Below are 19431 nucleotides of genomic sequence, written 5' to 3'. Positions count from 1 at the left end.
GGATCACCATGTGCTGCGGTCAGCCCAGCGTAAGCGGTGGGTGAACGATCTCGGCGGGCAGGTCAGTCCCGATCGGTTGCCACCTGTTCGTCCGCTGTTTCCCCGTCCCGCTGGGCGGGCACCTCATCGGTTTCGTCCTCCGCATCGGCCGTTTCCTCGGCCTCAGCAGGGAACTCCGCCACCTCGTCGTCGTCCAGGATGGACGGCAGCACCACCGGAACGCGGGTGCCCGTGAACCAGGCGACCAGCCCGCCGGGGATGGCGACCCAGCAGAACAGCGCCAGCGTGAGCACCCCCGTGGGCAATGTCACCGGATCGAAGCGCCCGCCGCCGAAGCGGCCGCCGCCCAACGCGGCCAGCAGGAACGCCACCACGCCGACGAAACCCGCCGCGGTCGCCACCGCGCGAAGCCGAAGCTGCGGCTCGGCGTGGGCGTGCCGACAGACCCAGCCCACCAGCGCGCCGACCGCAGCGGGCAGCAGCAACACCACCGGCCACCAGACGGCGTTCGTCTCGGGCAGCGCGGCCAGCAGCGGCACCGCGGGCACCGGGGCGCCGGTCATGCCCAGCGGGTTGAGCACCAGCCCGCCCAGCGACAGGCCGGGGCCCGCGGCGAAGGCCAGCCCGGCGACCACGGCGTTGGGCAGGTACGCCACCGACAGCAGCGTCAACCCGATGAGGCCGCCGGGGTCACCGCCCTCCAGCGCGAACAGCTCCTCGGCCCTGGACAGCGACAGCAGCAGCCCCGCGCTCGTCACCGCCGCGCCCACCGCCAGCAGCGCGAACACCGCGAGCAGCCCGGCGGCGATACCGTGCCGCACGACCGCGTCCACCCGGTCGTCGATGGCCGCCAGCAGACCGCAGCGGTGGAACACCCCGCCCAAGGCGGCGGCCCCGGCCAGCAGGGCGCAGCCCAGGAACGCGGCCAGCGGGGCTGCCGACACGGTGTCGTTGCTCAACAGGAACGCGGCCACGGCACCGAAGACACCGTGCACGAGCGCGAAGGACGCGGCGATCAGCCTGGCGTGCTCCGCCGTGCGCAGCCCGAGCCTGCGGGCGGTGGACAGGGCCCAGCGGGCGGTCAGCAGGCAGACCAGCAGCGTCGGCAGCAGCGGCAGGAAACCCAGCGGCGCGTCCCGGATGACCAGCGGGACCTGGTGCAGGCCAAGCCAGCAGGCGGCGGCCGCGCGCAGCAGCGTTTCCGGGGCGGGTCTGGCGCCCGCGAGGTGGGTGAACAACGCCACGATGCCGGTCAGCGCGCCGTAGGCGACAAGCACCGGCAGGCCCGCCGCCGCGGGCAGCAGCAGCGGCAGCCGCCGCAGCGCGAGGTCCGGCGGCGCAGCGCCCATGGTCGGAGGTGCCAAGGCCGTCATCCGGCCACCTTCGCACCCGCGTTAGGCCAAATGGACCAGCCACGCCGCCGGTGGGGAACGACTCCCCGAAGGTGCTAGTAGCCCGAAGGCGGTGTGCCCGGCTGGCCGTACTGGCCCTGCTGACCGGGCGGGGGCTGCTGGCCGGGGTTCTGCGGCGGCGGGAAGTCCTGGGCCTGCGTCCCCGGCTGCGGGTAACGCATGGTCGGCGCCGCGCCGGGGTCCTGGTACTGGCCCTGCGGCGGGAACTGCCCGCCCGCGGGCGGCCACGGCCCGGGGGCGCCGCGGTAGGGGGCGGGCTTGCGCTGCGGCGGCTTGAGCACGCCCAGCCGCATCAGCAGGCCCGCGACCAGCGCGCCGGTCTGCAGCAGACCGGCGACGAAGATGACCACCACGACGCCGCCGACGTTGGAGTCGGTGATCACGAAGTGCAGCAGGCCCAGCGTGCCCAACGCCGAGGTCACGATCGCGGCGTGGCCGAGGTCGGGGCCCCTGGGGATCAGGCCCAGGCCCAGCAGCAGACCCGTCAGCAGCAGCATCGGACTGGTCAGGACGTGGTCGGAGAACACGGTGGCCGCGTCGTCGAAGAACGAGATGAGGTACACGACCAGAGCGAGGCCGACGGCGACCAGGGTGAGGATCTTGCCGAAGTCGAGTTCGGTTCTGGCCGAACCTGGCCGGATCGGCCCTGAGGGCGGCTGATGGGGGTTGCCCGGCGCACCGAACGGGGCTGACATCGCTGCTGGTCTCCTCGGGAGGCGACGGATCTGACGGCGGCGGATACCACCGATACGGGTGACGCGGACACTAGCGTCCCACCTTCGCCGACGCTCGCCGAGGGCGCGCCAACCCCGACCTATGGCCTAGTGCGTTCGGCGGTTCGCAGCCGTCCCGGCGCCGGCTACCGTCGAAGGTCCTGCACAGCGCTTTCCCCCGAAATCCAGAGGAACCCAGAGGATGAGACGGCACCCCCTGCTTGCCGTGTTCACCGCGATGGCCGCCACGGTGGCCTTCGCCGGGAACGGTATCGCGCAGGCCCAGCCCCCGACCGCGACCATCGACTGGAAGCCCTGCGCCGACCAGCCCAAGGCCGACTGCGCCACCATCGCCGTGCCGGTGGACTGGAACGCCCCCGACGGCACCACAGTCGACCTCGCGCTGGCCCGGTTCAAGGCGACCGACCCCGCCAAGCGGATCGGCTCGCTGGTGATCAACCCCGGCGGACCCGGCGGCTCCGGGGTGTCGGTGGCGAAGTCCGCCGACGGCGTGTACTCGCCAGCCCTGCTGGAGCGCTTCGACATCGTGGGTTTCGACCCGCGCGGAGTCGGAGCCAGCAAGGCGGTGCGCTGCGACGAGGACGTGCTGACCAAACCCCACCCGCGCAATCCCCAGAACGCCGCGGAGTACGACGCGCTGCGCGCCTACAACAACGACGTCGGCGAAAACTGCCGCACGCACGCCGGTGAGCTGATCAAGCACGTCGACACGATCAGCGTGGCGCACGACATCGACGCGATCCGCCGCGGCCTCGGCGAGGAGAAGATCAGCTACTTCGGGGTCTCCTACGGAACGCTGATGGGCCAGCAGTACGCCGAGCGCTACGGCCGCAACCTGCGGGCGGTGGTGCTGGACGGCAACATGGACCACAGCCTCACGGGCGCCAAGGCGTTCCTGGACACCGAGACGGTGGGCCTGGAGGAGATCTTCGAGAAGTTCGTCTCCTGGTGCGATCTCACCGAGACCTGCGCGCTGTACGGCAAGGACACCCGCAAGAGCTTCGACCACCTGATGGCCAAGGCCGCCGAGGGCAAGGTCACCAACCCGCAGCGCCCGACGCAGAAGATCACCCCCGAGTCGCTGGTGAGCTCACTGCACAGCGCCTCCTACGACGCGCAGAGTTGGCCATCGCTGGCCAAGTACTACGCGGGCCTCGCGGTCGGCGACACCCCGCTGGCGCTGGCAGGCCTGCTCGAACTCCAGCTGCGATTCCCGGCCAGGACGCTGCCCAATGCCTTCCAGTCGGTGCTCTGCCTGGACTGGAACCTGCCGATACCCACCTATGACGAACTGGCCGCGCACCGCAAGGCGGCGGCGGAACTCGCGCCGCACACCAAGGTGAACCCGCTGGGCTGGTCCGCGGTGACCGCCTGCCAGGGCTGGCCGGAGAAGCCGAACAACCCGCACGGACCGCTGAAGATCACCGACGCGCCACCGATCCTGTTCAGCAGCAGCCGCTACGACCCGGCGACAGTGTCGGAGTGGAGCGAGACCGCGCACTCCCAGGTGCCCAACTCCGAACTGCTGCGGTATGAGGGCGTCGGCCACGGCACCTACTGGCTGAGCCCCTGCGCGCAGCAGGAGATCGAGAAGTACCTGTTCGAGGTGAAGCTGCCGAAACCGCACACGCACTGCCCCGGCGTGTGGCCCACCGGCGCGAAGACGCCGACCCGGCCGTACCCGCTGCCGGTGGGCGGCTTCAGCCGATAACGAGAAACCCGTGAGCGGCAACCAACGCCGCTCACGGGTTTTCCACAGCTGAAGCGTCAGCCCAAGTTCTGCATGATCTCTCGCATCAGGGCAGCGGTCTCCGACGGCGTCTTGCCGACCTTCACGCCCGCGGCCTCCAGGGCCTCCTTCTTGGCGGCCGCGGTGCCCGAGGAACCGGACACGATGGCGCCCGCGTGGCCCATGGTCTTGCCCTCCGGCGCGGTGAAGCCCGCGACGTAGCCCACCACCGGCTTGGTGATGTTCTCCTGGATGTAGGCCGCGGCCCGCTCTTCGGCGTCGCCGCCGATCTCGCCGATCATCACGATCGCCGCGGTCTCCGGGTCGTCCTGGAACGCCTGGAGGCAGTCGATGTGGGTGGTGCCGATGATCGGGTCGCCGCCGATGCCGACCGCGGTGGAGAAGCCGAAGTCCCGCAGCTCGTACATCATCTGGTAGGTCAGCGTGCCCGACTTGGACACCAGGCCGATCTTGCCCGCGCCGGTGATATCGGCCGGGATGATGCCCGCGTTGGACGCGCCGGGGCTGATCACGCCGGGACAGTTGGGGCCGATGATCCGGGTCTTGTTGCCGGTGGCCACGGCGTGCGCCCAGAAGTAGGCGCTGTCGTGCACCGGGATGCCCTCGGTGATCACCACGGCAAGCTCGATGCCCGAGTCGATGGCCTCGATGACGGCGTCCTTGGCGAACTTCGGCGGCACGAAGATCACGGTGACGTTGGCGCCGGTGCTCTCGATGGCCTCCGAGACGCTGGCGAACACCGGCAGCACGGTGCCGTCGAAGTCGACCTTCTCACCGGCCTTGCGGGGGTTCACGCCGCCGACGATGTTGGTGCCCGAGGCCAGCATCCGCTTGGTGTGCTTGGTGCCCTCGGAGCCGGTCATGCCCTGGACGATGACCTTGCTGTTGTTGTTCAGGAAGATGGCCATGCCTCACGCCCCTGCGCTTGCAAGCTCAGCGGCCTTGTCGGCCGCGTTGTCCATGGTGTCCACCACGGTAACCAGCGGGTGGTTGGCCGCGGCGAGAATCCGCCTGCCCTCGTCGACGTTGTTGCCGTCCAGCCGCACGACCAGCGGCTTGGCCGCCTCGTCGCCGAGGATCTCCAGCGCCTTGACGATGCCGTTAGCCACCGCGTCACAGGCGGTGATGCCACCGAAGACGTTGACGAACACCGACTTCACGTCGGGGTCGTGCAGGATGATGTCCAGACCGTTGGCCATCACCTCGGCGGAGGCGCCGCCGCCGATGTCGAGGAAGTTGGCGGGCTTGACGCCGCCGTGCTTCTCACCCGCGTAGGCCACCACGTCCAGCGTGGACATGACCAGACCCGCGCCGTTGCCGATGATGCCGACCTGGCCATCGAGCTTGACGTAGTTGAGGTCCTTCTCCTTGGCCTTGGCCTCGAGCGGGTCCTCGGCGTCCTTGTCCACGAACTGCGCGTGCTCGGGGTGGCGGAAGGAGGCGTTCTCGTCCAGCGTGACCTTGCCGTCCAGCGCGACGATCTTGTCCTGCGGGTCGCGCACCAGCGGGTTGACCTCGACCAGGGTGGCGTCCTCTGCCACGAAGGTCGCCCACAGCTTCACGATGACGTCGACCACGTCGTCGATGACCTCGGCGGGGAAGTTGCCCGCCTCGGCGATCTCCCTGGCCTTGGCCGCGTCGACGCCCTTGATCGCGTCGATCGGGAGCTTGGCCAGCGCCTCCGGCCGCTCGACGGCCAGCTGCTCGATGTCCATGCCGCCCTCGGCCGAGGCCATCGCCAGGAAGGTCCGGTTGGCGCGGTCGAGCAGGAAGGAGACGTAGTACTCCTCGGCGATGTCCGAGGCGGGGGTCACCAGCACCCTGCGGGTGATGTGCCCCTTGATGTCCAGCCCGAGAATGGCCTCGGCCTTGGTCTCGGTCTCCTCCGGGGAGTCGGCGAGCTTCACGCCGCCCGCCTTGCCCCGCCCACCGGTCTTGACCTGAGCCTTCACGACCACGGTCTGGCCGAGTCGCTCGGCGATCTCCCGAGCCTCGGCGGGGGTGGTTGCCACATCGCCCGGCAGCACCGGGACATCGTGGGCGGCGAAAAGATCCTTCGCCTGGTACTCGTACAGGTCCACTGCGAGTCTCCATCTGAATGGGCGGCCCGGTGGTCCCGTGAGAAGGGTCGAGCTCCGCCCTACGTATACGACGTCGGTCAGACGAGCCCAGACCATATCGACCTGCGTGGACACGGGGCACGTCGCCCGTGGTGAGCTCCCTCTCACTGCGGGCTGCACCACAAAGCTCAGTCCTCGGCACCACCGACGTTGGCGCGGACCCAGTCCACGATCTCGGTGGTGGTGGCGCCCGGGGTGAAAACCTTGTTGACGCCCAGTTCGGCGAGCTTCGGGATGTCGTCGTCCGGGATGATCCCGCCGCCGAAGACCACGACGTCCTCGGCGTCCTTCTCCCTGAGCAGCTCGACCACCTTGGTGAACAGCGTCATATGGGCGCCGGAGAGCACCGACAGCCCGACGGCGTCGGCGTCCTCCTGCAGCACGGTCTCCACGACCTGCTCCGGCGACTGGTGCAGGCCGGTGTAGATGACCTCCATGCCCGCGTCGCGCAGAGCCCTGGCAACGACCTTGGCGCCACGGTCGTGGCCGTCCAGGCCAGGTTTGGCCACAACAACGCGGATCCGCCCGCTCATGCGCGTTCCCCTTTGAACTCCGGCTGTTTGTCGGTAGTCCGGAACACTAGCCGAGCCGCTCCCGCGAACCGGTCAAGGCGAGGACGATCCCCACCGCCAGCACCAGAATGCAGGCGAGGCCGATCCAGGCGCCGGTCGCGGCGCTGACGGCGAAGCCGTCCAGCGCGGCCAGTGGCAGCTCGGCCAGCCGCACGCCCACCACGCAGGCGGCGCCAGCGAGCAGCGCGGCGGCCCGCCGGGGGCGGCTCAGCGGCGCCAGCAGGCTCGCCAGCAGCACCGCGATCATGGCGAAGAACAGTCCCCAGGACGCGATGCGGAAGCCGTCGATCAGCCCGGTGGAGGCGTAGCCGACGGCGTTGCGGTCGCCGGTGTGGAGCACGGGCAGCGCGAATACGCCGATCGCGAGCAGCGAGGCGAGCAGGGCGGGACCGGCCAGCCGCCGGTCGGTGTCGAGGTCGGTCAGGTCCACGTCGTCGCGTTCGACGCCGCCCGCGAGCGCGGCCAGCACCCCGCCCGTCACCGCCGCCACCGCGGCCAGGCCCGCCAGGTAGGTGCCGAGGCCGAAGTCGGCGGCGAGGACGTCGGCGGGCTGGAGGATGCCCAGTTGCAGGGGGTTGAAGGCGGTGTCCAGCGCGGAGGCAGCGGCCAGCAGCGCGGTCACCCAGCCCACCGCCACCATCGGGCGCACGGCCGCGGACAGCCTGCGCACCAGCATGGCGGCGCCGAGCACGGCCAGCAGCAACCCGGCGGGCAGCAGCAGGTGGTCGGGGGCCGACAGGCCAGCCGAGGGCCGCACTCCCGGCGGCACCGACAGCACCGGCGTGATCAACGCGGCCAGCGCGGCGGCGCCGGCCACCAGGCAGGCGATGCCCGCGGCGGACTGCAGCTTCCACTGCTCCGGCAGACGGGGCTCGTCCGTCGGGTCCTCGACCCGGTCGAGCCTGCCCGCGCCGAGCGCCACCACGACCAGGCAGGCGGCGGCGCCGAGGGCAAGCCACGGTCCGACTTTGACATGCAGTTGGTCGTCGACCAGGGCGGCGGCCAACGGGGACACCGCCACCGCGGTGATCGCGGCGGCGAGGCCGAACAACGCACCGCCGACGGCGACGTGGTCGCCGAGGCCGATGGAGATGGTGGCCGCGATCGGCAGCGCCACCACCACGAGCAACCCCCCGACCAGCACCCAGGGCGGCGCGTCCACCAGCAGTCTGGGCAGCAGGTAAGGGTTGTCGGAGCGCAGCGGCGTCGCGGCGATGCCCAGCGCGGCGATCACCGACAGCAGCAGCACCAGGCCGAGCAGTTGGGAGTGCATCGGTGACGGCCTGCCTGGCCCGTAGGCGGCGACGCTGGACGGGTCGGTCTTGCGGGGCGCGGCGGAGCCCGCCAGGTAGCGGGCGGCGGGCAGCCCGGCCAGCAGGGTGGCCAGGTGCGAGGCGAACAGCAGGTAGGCGCCCGCGGCGGGGCTCGGGTCGACCAGCGTGTCGGGGGCGAGCAGCTCCGGGCGGGCGACCAGGCCCGCGCCCGCGATCAGCTGCACATCGGCGATGGCGCGGCCGACCGCGAGCATCGCGGGTGCCAGCAGCACCGCCGCCGCGCCCCGGGGGCGCCCGGTCCTCACCAACAGCAGCGCGGCCACCGGGGGCACCGCGGCGAGCAGGAGCAGCAGCGGCCAGGACAGGAACGCCGGTCGCACATCGGGTGACACCACGCCGACCACGGGTGCGAGTCCGAACAACACCGCGCCGACGGCCGCCAAGGCGATCGGCGTGCCGAGGCCGAGCGCGGGCCTGCCTGGCGAGGCCTCCGGCGTTGCCAGGTCGGACCCGTCTCGGCGTTCCCGCCCCGGCCTCTCGGCCTTGCCGTGCGGCCGGGGCGAGCGCTCTGCTGCGGGACCGGGCGGCACGTTCACTGCAGGGACGCTATCAACCGGAGTGGATCAGCACAGCTCGGTTGTGCACCGGGTTGCCAAAAACTTCCGACCTCGCGCGGGGTGCCGGGCGGAATGCAGGGTTGGACCGCGTCGTTACGGGGTATGTGAGGGGAAGAGCACCCCCGACCGGGAGAAATCCGAGGGCGCGAGCAACCTCCACGGGGAAGGCGCGTCTGAATGGTCGGGGAGTGCGGATGAGGTCGCAGCGGCTACTGCCCAGCCGCTTGACCTGAGGAAACGGCCGTCTGTCGGGGACCGGCCCGCTTCGTGCCGGGTGAGCACGACCGCGTAACGATGCGGTCGCGGGGGCTCACCCGGCTACCCGTTTGCTTGCGGATCACTCATGTGGATAGGACCCAAATGGGTGTTGCGTGACCCCGGACACACCGCTCCAGGCGTGCAGGTGTGTCCCGGATAACACAGAGCGTGAAAAATGCCGCTCATTAGCAACAACTTGACACCCTTTCAGGCGACCCCACTCACTGGGGTTTGCTTCGGACGCTCTCTCTTGGTTATCGTCCAGCGGTCCGTTGTCACGGTCTGGTCACAAAGGACGAGTGGGTTGACCCCCGATCAACCCAGCCGAGATCCCCCGCTCGGTTTCCGATCAGGCCGCCCCGAAGACGGAAGGGCAGGCTTTGTCTCGACACCGCTCCCCCGGCGGCCGAGAACCTAGTCCCAGTCTCGTAACGGAGGCGCTGCAGCGCGCCGGTGACCGCCCCAGTGGCGCCCACCGGCTCCCGCCGCCGCCCTCGGCGTTGCGTGGCCGGGTCATGGTCGCGGCTGTAGCTGCCGGCGCATTTGTGGCTGCTGGTCAAACCATGCAGTCGTTGGACACCGAGAACCCCGGCGATGTCACCCGGCTCGCCGCGAGCGGTGAAGCTGTCGCCGCCATGGGCGTCGGCGGCTCAGGCCCCGCCCCCGCAGTTCTTCCGCTGGCCAAGAACGCGGACCCCGCCCTGGAGGCGGAGAAGATCGCGATGGCGGAGCGGTTGGCCAAGGAACGCGCTGCCCGTGAGGCAGAGGCCCGGCGACCGCTGTTCGTCCGGCCCGCCGATGGCACCTTCACCTCCGGATTCGGTATCCGCTGGGGCGCGAACCACTACGGCATCGACATCGCGAACCGGATCGGCACGCCGATCCGCGCGGTCACCGACGGCACGATCATCGAGGCCGGACCGGCCTCCGGCTTCGGGCTCTGGGTTCGGATGCAGCACAAGGACGGCAGCATCAGCGTCTACGGCCACGTCGATCGCATCCTGGTCCGCGAGGGCCAGAAGGTGAAGGCGGGCGACCAGATCGCCACGATGGGCAACCGCGGTTTCTCCACCGGGCCGCACCTGCACTTCGAGATCTGGACCGAAGGTGGGCAGAAGATCAACCCGCTGGCCTGGCTGTCGGCTCGCGGGATCCGCCTCTAGCGGTCCCCCGTGGTAACGAAAGGGCAGTCCTTGGCTCCGCACCGTTCCCCAAGCCGGGAGAGCGACACCGGTTACGTCACCGCCGCGATGCGCGAGCGGACCGGCGGCGCGCATCGGCTTCCGCCGCCACCGCCCGCCTTGCGCGGTCGGGTCGTCGTCGCCGCCGTGGCGGCGGGCGCCTTCGTGGCCGCAGGCCAGACGATGGAACCGTTCACCGAGTCGACCGACGTCAACCGACTCGCCTCCGACACCGACGCGTTGGCCGCGATGGGGGTCGGCGGCACCGATGCCGCACCCGAGGTGCTGCCGCTGACCCGCAGCAGCGACCCGGCCGCCGAGGCCAAGAAGCTGGCGATGGCAGCCAAGCTGGCCAAGGACCGGACGGAGCGCGAGGAAGAGGCCAAGCGGCCCAAGTTCGTCCGCCCCGCGGCGGGCACCTTCACCTCCGGCTTCGGCTTCCGCTGGGGAGTGCTGCACTACGGCATCGACATCGCCAACCGGATCGGCACCCCGATCTACTCGGTCACCGACGGCACCGTCATCGAGTCCGGACCGGCCAGCGGCTTCGGCCTGTGGGTGCGGGTCCAGCACGAGGACGGCAGCATCAGCGTCTACGGGCACATCGACCGCAGCCTGGTCCGCGAGGGCCAGAAGGTGAAGGCGGGCCAGCAGATCGCCACCATGGGCAACCGCGGCCAGTCCACCGGACCGCACCTGCACTTCGAGATCTGGACCGACGGCGGCAACAAGCTCAACCCGCTGGCCTGGCTGTCCGCCCGCGGCGTGCGGCTGTAGGGTCACCGCGCCGCGCCGGGGTCGCTCGCGACGAAGTAGGCCACGGCCGTCCGCCACACCCCGCACAGCGAGGGCGGATGGCCGCCCGCGGCGCAGCATCGACGGCTGCCAGGGTGGCGCAGCCGCAGCACGGCCCGCCACGCGGCGGCCAGCCGCAGTGTCTCCGCGCCGACCGTGCCCCAAGCGGCTCTCCCTTCCGTGGCGGCTCGCACCAGTGCCTCGACGGAGTCCAGATAGCCGGTGAGGTGCTCCCGGAGCTTCCGCAGCAGCAGTTCTTCCACGTCGATACCCCCTCGTTCGCCATTGAAACGGAAGGCACCGACAAAACGGCCGCTACTTGGCCCTTCGGATGAAGTCCAGGACGGGGAAGGCGAACAGCGCCATCCTCACGGTGTCATCAGGCCTCCCCAAACCGGTGACAGCGCAGTGTCGAGTCGCCGCGCGCCAATCGGACAATCGTCACGCCTTGATCAGGTGCGTCGGCGGTCGTTCACCCGAACGGGCAGTACGAAACGTGCCAGTGAGATGACCCTGCGTGCCTATTCGTGACGAAAGGGCAATATGGTCTGCCGCGTGGGGACGAGGGGACAGCTGCGGATCACCGAGTCGCTGGCGGATGCCGACCGGTTGGGCCGCGACGTCACCGAGTGGCTTTCCACGGCGGCGGCCACCGGAGCACTCGGGCAGCACCACACCTCGTTGGCCACCCTCCGGGAGGTGATCATGCCCGCCTTGCACGAGGTCCGCGGTGTGCTCACCGCCCTGCCCGCGGAGACCTCCAGCGGTCGGGTCTACGACGAGTGCAGGCTCGCCGACCGCCGCATCGCGCTGCTGCGCAGGCTGTGGCGCTGGTACGCCGACCGGTTCGACCAGCGCCGGGACGCCGCGCTGCGGCCGGTGTTGGCCGCGGCGGACGAGGTGGTGTGGAGTTGCTGGGCGCCGATGTGGCGGGCCGCCGCCGCGGGCACCCCGACACCCGCTCCGCTGCCCTACGTGGACAGTCGCTTCACCGCGACCGCGACGGCCAGGGTGGACCCGCCGATGGACCTGCGGGCGCCCGGTGACGAGGTGCTCGCCAAGGCGGTGGCGGCCCTGCCCATTCCGGTGATCGGCCTGCCCGCCGGGGTGGTGCTGCGGCCCTGGTGGCTGGTGCTGCTGGCTCACGAGACCGGCCACCACCTCCAGTACGACCTTGATTCCGGGCTGGTGGAGCAGCTTCGCTCGCTGTTGCACAACAACGCGATGCGGGCGGGCGCCGACCGGCGGGAGTGCATGTCCTGGGCGGCGTGGAACCAGGAGCTGTTCGCCGATGCCTTCTCCGCGGTGACCGTCGGCGCGGCAGCGCTGTGGGCGGTGGACGAACTGGAGCACACCGAGGGCGACGGGCGGTGGGAGTCCCGGGCGCCGACCTATCCGCCGCCTGCGGTGCGGGTCGCGGTGCTCTCTGAGGTGTTGGCGCAGTTGGGGATCGCGGTGGCAGATCGGCCGACCGCGCCGGACCGGGGGCGCGGCCTGGTGGACAGGGCGCCCGTCATCGCGGCGACGCTGCTGTCGTGCAGGCTGGGCGACTCGCTGCTGTCCGCGATCGGGGCGCAGACCCTGCGGTGGCAGCAGTCGGCCTACCGCTGGCGCAACGACCTGCTCGGCGCCCCGGAGCCGAAACCGGTGCCCGCGCCGGATGCCGCGCGGCTCTGCGTCGCGGGCGGTGTGGCGGCCCACCTGGATGTGGCGGCGGGCCGGGCCGACGGCGACCGGCTGGCGGAGCGGCTGCTGGCGGTGCTCCCGCACTGCCGCGTCGACGGTGTCCGCGCGACCCGACCCACGCCCGTGACGGTCGAGTCGGCCGCGCACACCGTGGTCGAGGCGTTGTTTTCCGCGGAGCTCGGATGATCTTCACGATGTGGTTGAGCCCTCGGGAGGCGCCGACGCGGCATTGGCGGGTGAGCGTGAGCTCCGGTACGGAACAGCGCTGGGACCGGGGGCCGGTCGAGATGGTCACCGACCAGGCCGGCAGGCGCTGGCCCTCGAGTGAGGCGATCACCGCCGACGACCTGTACCGCCTCGCGGCGAGAATCACCGCGCGCAGCGCGACGCTGGAGGACGCTTCGGCGTACGGTCGGGCGCTGTTCGATGCCTTCCTGGGCAAGGACATCTGGGAGAAGATGCTGGACGCGGCCACGAGCGCGGAAGCGCCGCTGGTGGAACTGCGGCTGCACCATTCGACGGGGGACCTCGACCTGCACCGCATCGTCTGGGAGCTGCTGCACGACGGTGAGGAGTTCCTCGCGTTGCGCCGGGACCTGCCGGTCGTGTTCACCCGCGTGGTGTACGGCAACGCATTGCAGCCGGCCACCATCCAGGGCGTGCCGAAGGTGCTGTTCGCGGTCGGCGCCGAGCCGACAGATCCGCGAATCCGCGCGGGCATGGAGTTCATGGGTGTTCTTCGCGGCTTGGAGCGCGACGGCGGCTCGATCCGGCCCAAGGTGCTGCCGTTCGCCAGCATCGAGCAACTCGGCGTCGCCTGCCGGGAGTTCCGGCCCGACATCGTCACGGTCATCGCGCACGGCCGGTGGGATGACCACCAACGCCAAGGCGTGGTGGAAATGCGTTCCGAGGCTGGTGCGCAAGCCACCGAGGAGATCACCGCCGAGCGGCTTCTCGACGCCCTGGGCCCAAGCGATTCGCTACCCGGGATGGTGGTGCTCAGCGCCTGCGAGACCGGTTACGCGGGCGGCCATGGACACAGCCAGGCAGCCGCTCCGCTGGCCACGCAACTGGTCGCCGGCGGAGTCCCGATCGTCGTCGCGATGGCGGGAGACGTCAGCGATACCGCCTGCCGGGTGTTCACCAGGGCGGTCGCGGACGCCATCGGCGGCGGTCGGCCGCTGACCAGCGCGGTGGCCGTGGGCAGGCGCGCGGCGTTTCTCGCGGGAGGTCAGTCCTGCGACACCATCGACTGGGCGCTGCCCGCATTGTTCACGGGGGTCCGGGTCGACCCGGCGGTGACTCTGGTGAACGGCGCCGCCGCGGCGGGCATCCGCAACAACGTCAAGCTGCTGGACCTCTACCGTCCTCCGGTGTTCTGCGGGCGGCTGGAGTTCTTCCACCGGTTGGAGCGGCTGCTTGACCCGGAGGACACGCTGTCGGTGGTGGTGGCCTACGCCGAGCAGGCCGACACCCACCTCGGCGGCAGCAGGCTGCTGCGGGAACTCGGCGCCGCGGCCCTGCGCGCCGGGCACGTGCCGTGTTACAGCGGCTCGTTCAAGCCAAGCGACGACCCGCTCGGCGGCGGTGCGCCGAAAACGCTGCGTGCGTTGGCCTCGGAGGTCAACTACCGGATCGAGGACGTCCGGGAGGTACTCGGCCTGCCCGCGGGTCCGACCGAGGACATCGATTCACCGTGGGAACTGCGATCTCGGCTGCTGGGCCTCGCGGCGGACGCGAAGACCGTCCACCCGGAGACGTTCGCGCCGACTCCGATGCCGCTGCTGCTGCTCGACGATGTGCACCTCTACGACGAGGGGCTGCCCGAGCTGTTCACCTCGCTGCTGGGGCCGCTGGGCATCGGCAAGCGCAGCCCCAAAATCCCGGTGGTGCTGTTCGGGAAGGCCGCCGAAGCGAACGGAATGCTACTGCGCACCGCGAAGGAGCGGATGCACGGCAACGGCTGGTGCTCCTTCCTGCCCATCGAGCACTTCCGTGACCTGGCCGACCGCAACGGCACCGAGGAAGACCTGCTGGCCTACCAGTACTGGCTACTGCACCCCGAACCCGAACTCAACGGCCCCCAGCGGGTCCTGGCGCCCACCAGGATCGCGGGCAACCCGTGGGGCCGGGTCGCGCGGGCCATCATGCGCATCTCGCCATCGCTGTACGACCCCTCCGCCCTCCGCGCGCTGGAAGAGGCCGCGGTGGCGGAGCAATGGCTGACCGCCACCGATGATCTCGCGATCATGCAGGCTTACGGGGGGATGCGGTGAACTCCGACAACCTCGCCGAGGTGATCGCCACTGCGCGCGCAGCCCGTCCCGGCCTCCGTCCGGACTGGATCGACAGCGTCGGTGAGGAAGCCGCGCTCTGGCTTGCCCTGCCGCCATCGTGGACCGATCGCTCGGCGAAGGCGGTCGGCTTCCCCGCGCCGGGGCCGCTGCCGGAGCTCATCGACCGCGCGGTCTACGCCGGAATGGCGGAGAAGCGCCGCAGCCGCGGCAACACCACGGTGTTCTGGTCCCCGGCACACCTCCGGAGCGAACTGCTGGCCTCCTGTATCCAGCGCCGTGGCCATCTGTCGGTGCGGACCACGGCCACCGTGATCGCGGGCAGGCTGCTCAAGCTGAGCACCGAGCAGGTCGCCAGGTCGGTGACCGACTGGGCGAACTTCGTGCTGGACAACGACGCCCAGCCGGACGCGCAACAGCTGATCGACACGGTCCGCGACCTGGTCGCCGAGGACAACCTCACCAGGGCGATGGAGCTGCTCGACTCCGCGGAAACCCTCGCGCCGCTGGCGGGCCAGTATCTGACCCGCGGGATCGCCAGGGCCCGCCGACTGGTCCACCTCGGCTACCGCCGCAGGCAGGACGCCAGGTTCCTGGACCGGTTCGTGCTCCGCAGCGCGCAGTACGAGGCGATCGCCGAACTGGTGGACGTGGACTCGGAGCCGTGGGCGCTGCACCTGATCGGGGTCGGCGGTGTCGGCAAGACCATGCTGGTGCGCTATCTCTGCTCCGGCCAATTCGCGAAACGACTCGGCGTGAAGTCGCTGTCGCTGGCCAGGGTCGACTTCGACCACCTCAGCCCGGACTACCCGGTGCGCAGGCCGGTGCAGCTGCTGGTCGAACTCGCCGACGAACTGGCGCCGTACGCGACCACCAGCTCCGCGAACCGTGCTCTGGACGGCTTCCTGTCCATCGCGCAGAGCGTCCATTCCGCTGCGGCCGACGCGCGGGCAGGCGCCGAGTTGGCGCAGGACGATCCGCTGCTGCGGGAGGCCATCGACAGATTCGGGACTTTCCTGCGGCTGTTGCCGCAGCCGGTGCTGCTGATCTTGGACACCTGTGAGGAGCTCGCCAAGCTCCATCCGGCCACAGTGGACATCCCTGCCGTCGAACGGACCTTCCAATTGCTGGAACAGGTACACGAGGCGGCGCCGCAGACCAGGGTGCTGCTCGCGGGCAGGCGCCACCTCGCCGCCGGGGGCCACGGCTGGACGCTCGACCCGTCGGCCGCTCGCACGAGCCGGCGTATCCGCCCCTACCTGGCCAGGTTGGAGCTGCGCGGCTTCTCCCCCATGGAGGCCACGCTCTACCTGGAGCCGACGGGGATGCCGCGCGATCTCCGGGAAGCGGTGTTGGACCGTTCACCCGAGGCCGGGCGCGTCCTCGGCGATGCCTCGACCGACCTGCGGTACAACCCGTTCGACCTGGCCCTGTACCGCTCGTGGTGGGAGTCCGAGCCGGACCTCACCGCCGAACGGCTGGCCGAAGCGGGCGATGACGCCTACCTCCAGGCACGCATCGTGGAGCGTCTGCACGACCCGGCGCTGGAACGCCTGCTGCCAGCAGTGGCGTTGCTGGGCCGCTTCGACGCCGCCATGCTGGCGCCACTGATCGAACCGGCCGATGCGGTGCGCACCGTGATGGAGCGCCTCGCCGACCAGGAATGGGTGGAGGGCACCTACGACCCGGCGACCGGCAACCGAATCCTGCTGGTGGACGAACTGCTTCGGCCCCGGCTGCTCGCCTGGGCCGCCAAGCCCGAACGCGCGAATCTCCTGGACCGCGCCCGCGCCCGCCTGGCCGACCCACTGGCCGAACAGCTGCGCTCTCGTCCACTCGAGCACCTCACGTCGGACCACATCCTCGCCGCGCTTCGCCTCGCACCGCCCGCGAACAAGGTCGGCCTGTGGATGGACCTGATCCGGCGGGTGGCGGCCGAACAACGCTGGGACTGGGCGCGAAACGTGGTCGCCCGGGTGCGCGGCGCGCTCTCCGACGACACCGACGTCCCCCCGGAGCTTGACGCCGCCCTGCACTCCACCGCGATCCAACTGACCCAACGCGAAGCCCCACAACAGGATTACGCCGACGCCTGGGGATCGGTGTCCGACCGCATCGGCAACGTCCAGCCAGGCGGCAGGGGGGGTGGCCGGCCAGGCGGCATGGGGGGTGGCCGGCCAGGCGGCTCCGGGGCTGTCGAAGAACTCGCGCTTCAAGCCACGCTCGGCATCGCCGCCTCCCGAACCCGACCCGCGACCGCGGATGAGATCTTGGAACTCGGCGCCGCTATCAGCAATGCAAGCGGGAACCTGTCAGGTGCGGTGGCCCAAGCCGCCGAAGGCATCCTGGAACGGACACCTGCCGCGTCACTGCACATCCTCGCCGGGCCGATCGAGGACTTCCTGGAACGCACCCGATCACGCCAGGTACGGACCGCGCTTCGCGTGGTCCTTGCCCGGCTGTACTGGCCGGTGGATCGCGATCTCGCCCAAGAACAGCTCATCGCGGGTGAGCAGGACGCGACTCTCGACGACGACCAACGCCAGATCGGTTTTGTCGGACACGACAATCCGCTCATCTGGCTGCTGCTGCACCGGACTCAACTGGAGTACCTCCGCGGCAATCCGCCCGCACAGCGGATTGGTGCGCTGGAGGACCTGGCCCAAGGCGCGCTGGACACCATCGACGGTGAACGGCTGCTGTCCCAGTGCCTGCGCTGGCGGATGGGTTTCGAGTCGCTCGTGCCGGAACAGCTCAACGTGCGGGACGACTACCTGCCCGCCCGGCTGCCCACCCATGCCATCCACCATGCGATCCCGCCGCTGTTCGTCACGCTGGCCGAGGGCTTCTACACGGCGGGACAGCCGTCGGAGGCGATCGACCTGCTGCGGCAACGCAGGCAGAGCGCGCGCAACGCCCAAGCCGAGGACTCGACCATCCACGCGGCGGACAGCGCGCTGGTGAAGCTGCGGCGCAGACTGCGCGACCCATCGCTGGAGCCGGGCACCGCGCAGCGCCACCTGGAGATCGATCCCGGTTCGGACTCGGCCGACATCGAACGGCTGGCCCAAGCTCGCGCCGCGCGACTACTGGTGGATGAACGGGATATGGCTCATCCGACGCTGCAACTGTTGCTCGCCGCCCACGAGAACGCCACGCCCACCCCGGTCGACCTGGTCGAACCGCATCCATGGCGGTTCCCGGGTTCTCTTCAGTCGTCGCCGCCCCTGGACATCGCTCGAAGCCTCCTCGAACGCGGTGAACTCCTCGTGCTGAGTCCCACCCGTGAGGCCGACGGCGAGGCCAGGCTCCGCCGAGCGGTGGATTTCGCGGCGGGCCGGGATCCGGTCACCGCGTTCCAGGCTGTGGTGTGCATCGCCGCATCGAAGGCGAAGGATCAGCTGCCGGAACTGGCTCCGCTGGTGGCCAGGCACACCGAGGAGTTCGGGTTGCATTTCGACCGGGGAAGGCGCGACCCGCGCTGGGCTCCGTGGCTCGAGATGAGAAGCGCTCTGTTCGGTGCGACCGCTCTGCCTACCCCGGCTCCACCACCTCCACCCGTCTCCGGCTACGGCATGCAGGGACCGTCTCCGACACCCATCGAACAGCGGAAGCTGCCCAAACCGGCAACGACAACGGCACCGCTGCCATGGCGGGGGGTCCTGCTGCTGTTGCTGTCGATGGGCGGAGCAGCGGCAGTGGGGCATTTCGTGCTGGAGTCATTTGCCGCCACATTGGGATTGCCGCTTTTCCCGGTACTGCTGGTCCTGGCCGCGATGGTGCTCAACGAGCCAGCCAAGATCGACGTGGCCTCGAACCCGGCGACGCACCTGGAAGCCAGGATCGACCGGAGAAAGAGGGCTGGTTCAGCAGGCAGGCCCGCCTGGGTCGACCACGTCACCATCACGGCTTTCCCGGATCAGCTCAAGCAGAGCCTGTCGCTGGAGCGGGGAGACGAACAGCTGTCCGCGAACTTCCTGGCACACCTGAGGCCATCGACAAGCCCACTGCCGTGCAAGATCATCACGAGTTCGGCGAAAGACGCGGAGCACACGTGGGAAGAACGCGTTGTGCGCTGCTTCCCGGTACCTGTCCGGTCGGTGGTCGTTTGCTATCGGGAGTGGCCTGCGGTCGAACGGGCCTCCACGGACGGCGACAAACCGATCGGTCTGACTGTGCACGCCCCTGACGGACTGTTCGACGATGTCCTCCGCGCAGCCTACGGCGACCGGCTGACCGCCTATCCGCCGCGCCGGTTCGTCAGGCGCAAGATCGAACATTTCATCGGCCGACCGGTTACCACCTCATCCGGCACGATGCTGCGTATCGATGAGCCGGATGTTTCGCGGAGTGCCGACATGTTCGGCCCGGAGCAACTCGGCAGCCCGGTCGCCGAACTGGCTGTCGTTCAGAACACCCCTCATGATGGTCCGTGGGCTGTGGACGAGCAAGACACCCAGGGCATGCTGGACTTCGCCATCGCCGCGATGACCGCAGGCGCGAACGCCGTACTGGTTCTTCCGTCGATGCCCATCTTCCGCGTCGCAGGTGTCGTGCGTGAGCTGGCCCAGTTGGTGGATCTGCCGGGTCCGATCACGCAGGCCGAGAGGATCGCCGCGGTCTGGAGAATCACAGCGGCACTCCGCCGAGACCTGGAGGGCAAGGAGAGAGCCGCCGCGCAGGCGGTGGCTGAACAGATCCGGCTCTTCGTGCGTAACACCGTCTAGTGAACGCTCGG

13 protein-coding genes are annotated in these 19431 nt (G+C 70.2%); 6 read left to right on the top strand and 7 right to left on the bottom strand.

Annotated features, from left to right (window positions below):
- Positions 1–62: 62 nt before the first annotated feature.
- Both ACU6XJ_RS13910 and ACU6XJ_RS13905 read right to left on the bottom strand, forming a co-directional pair.
- Positions 63–1373: a cell division protein PerM gene (locus tag ACU6XJ_RS13910; protein WP_476310760.1), complete on the bottom strand. Its 1311-nt coding sequence runs from the start codon at positions 1371–1373 to the stop codon at positions 63–65.
- Between the two features lie 74 nt (positions 1374–1447).
- Entirely contained in the window at positions 1448–2107 is a 660-nt protein-coding gene (locus tag ACU6XJ_RS13905) for a DUF5336 domain-containing protein (protein ID WP_476310757.1), read from the bottom strand.
- A 220-nt stretch (positions 2108–2327) separates the two neighbouring features.
- Between ACU6XJ_RS13905 and ACU6XJ_RS13900 the strand changes: the two genes are divergently transcribed.
- Entirely contained in the window at positions 2328–3857 is a 1530-nt protein-coding gene (locus ACU6XJ_RS13900; protein ID WP_476310755.1) for an alpha/beta hydrolase, read from the top strand.
- Positions 3858–3913: 56 nt separating this feature from the next.
- Here ACU6XJ_RS13900 and sucD read toward each other — a convergent pair whose 3' ends face one another.
- The 4 genes from sucD to ACU6XJ_RS13880 all read right to left on the bottom strand — a co-directional run bounded on the left by sucD (position 3914) and on the right by ACU6XJ_RS13880 (position 8458).
- On the bottom strand, positions 3914–4804 hold the full coding sequence (gene sucD, locus ACU6XJ_RS13895) for a succinate--CoA ligase subunit alpha (protein ID WP_476310752.1): 891 nt from the start codon (positions 4802–4804) through the stop codon (positions 3914–3916).
- Positions 4805–4807: 3 nt separating this feature from the next.
- Positions 4808–5977, bottom strand: coding sequence for an ADP-forming succinate--CoA ligase subunit beta (sucC, locus tag ACU6XJ_RS13890; RefSeq protein ID WP_476310751.1), 1170 nt, complete (start codon positions 5975–5977; stop codon positions 4808–4810).
- 167 nt (positions 5978–6144) lie between these two features.
- Complete coding sequence (locus ACU6XJ_RS13885; RefSeq protein WP_476310748.1) at positions 6145–6549, bottom strand: cobalamin B12-binding domain-containing protein; 405 nt, start codon at positions 6547–6549, stop codon at positions 6145–6147.
- 46 nt (positions 6550–6595) lie between these two features.
- Positions 6596–8458 carry a hypothetical protein gene (locus ACU6XJ_RS13880; protein ID WP_476310745.1) on the bottom strand — a complete coding sequence of 621 codons (1863 nt, stop codon included), beginning with the start codon at positions 8456–8458 and terminating at the stop codon, positions 6596–6598.
- A 659-nt stretch (positions 8459–9117) separates the two neighbouring features.
- On the opposite strand from ACU6XJ_RS13880, the gene ACU6XJ_RS13875 reads away from it, so the two are divergent.
- Together ACU6XJ_RS13875 and ACU6XJ_RS13870 are read left to right on the top strand one after the other, a co-directional pair.
- A complete protein-coding gene (locus ACU6XJ_RS13875) occupies positions 9118–9900 on the top strand; it encodes a M23 family metallopeptidase (protein WP_476310742.1) in 783 nt (260 codons plus the stop codon).
- Between the two features lie 30 nt (positions 9901–9930).
- On the top strand, positions 9931–10695 hold the full coding sequence (locus tag ACU6XJ_RS13870; RefSeq protein WP_476310739.1) for a M23 family metallopeptidase: 765 nt from the start codon (positions 9931–9933) through the stop codon (positions 10693–10695).
- 2 nt (positions 10696–10697) lie between these two features.
- On the opposite strand, the gene ACU6XJ_RS13865 is transcribed toward ACU6XJ_RS13870, so the two are convergent.
- On the bottom strand, positions 10698–10976 hold the full coding sequence (locus ACU6XJ_RS13865) for a hypothetical protein (protein ID WP_476310736.1): 279 nt from the start codon (positions 10974–10976) through the stop codon (positions 10698–10700).
- Positions 10977–11268: 292 nt separating this feature from the next.
- On the opposite strand from ACU6XJ_RS13865, the gene ACU6XJ_RS13860 reads away from it, so the two are divergent.
- Genes ACU6XJ_RS13860 through ACU6XJ_RS13850 form a run of 3 tightly spaced genes read left to right on the top strand, consistent with a single transcriptional unit; the run spans position 11269 to position 19420 of the window.
- A complete protein-coding gene (locus ACU6XJ_RS13860; RefSeq protein ID WP_476310733.1) occupies positions 11269–12585 on the top strand; it encodes a hypothetical protein in 1317 nt (438 codons plus the stop codon).
- Positions 12582–14675, top strand: a complete 2094-nt coding sequence (locus ACU6XJ_RS13855) for a CHAT domain-containing protein (RefSeq protein WP_476310731.1) — start codon at positions 12582–12584, stop codon at positions 14673–14675. The genes ACU6XJ_RS13860 and ACU6XJ_RS13855 overlap by 4 nt, the downstream gene beginning before the upstream one ends.
- Positions 14672–19420: an ATP-binding protein gene (locus ACU6XJ_RS13850; RefSeq protein WP_476310728.1), complete on the top strand. Its 4749-nt coding sequence runs from the start codon at positions 14672–14674 to the stop codon at positions 19418–19420. The genes ACU6XJ_RS13855 and ACU6XJ_RS13850 overlap by 4 nt, the downstream gene beginning before the upstream one ends.
- Positions 19421–19431: the final 11 nt, after the last annotated feature.

The sequence above is a fragment of the Actinorectispora metalli genome (genome assembly GCF_056323685.1).
Note: the sequence above shows the minus strand (reverse complement) of the source record. Positions and strands in the feature narration are given on the sequence as shown.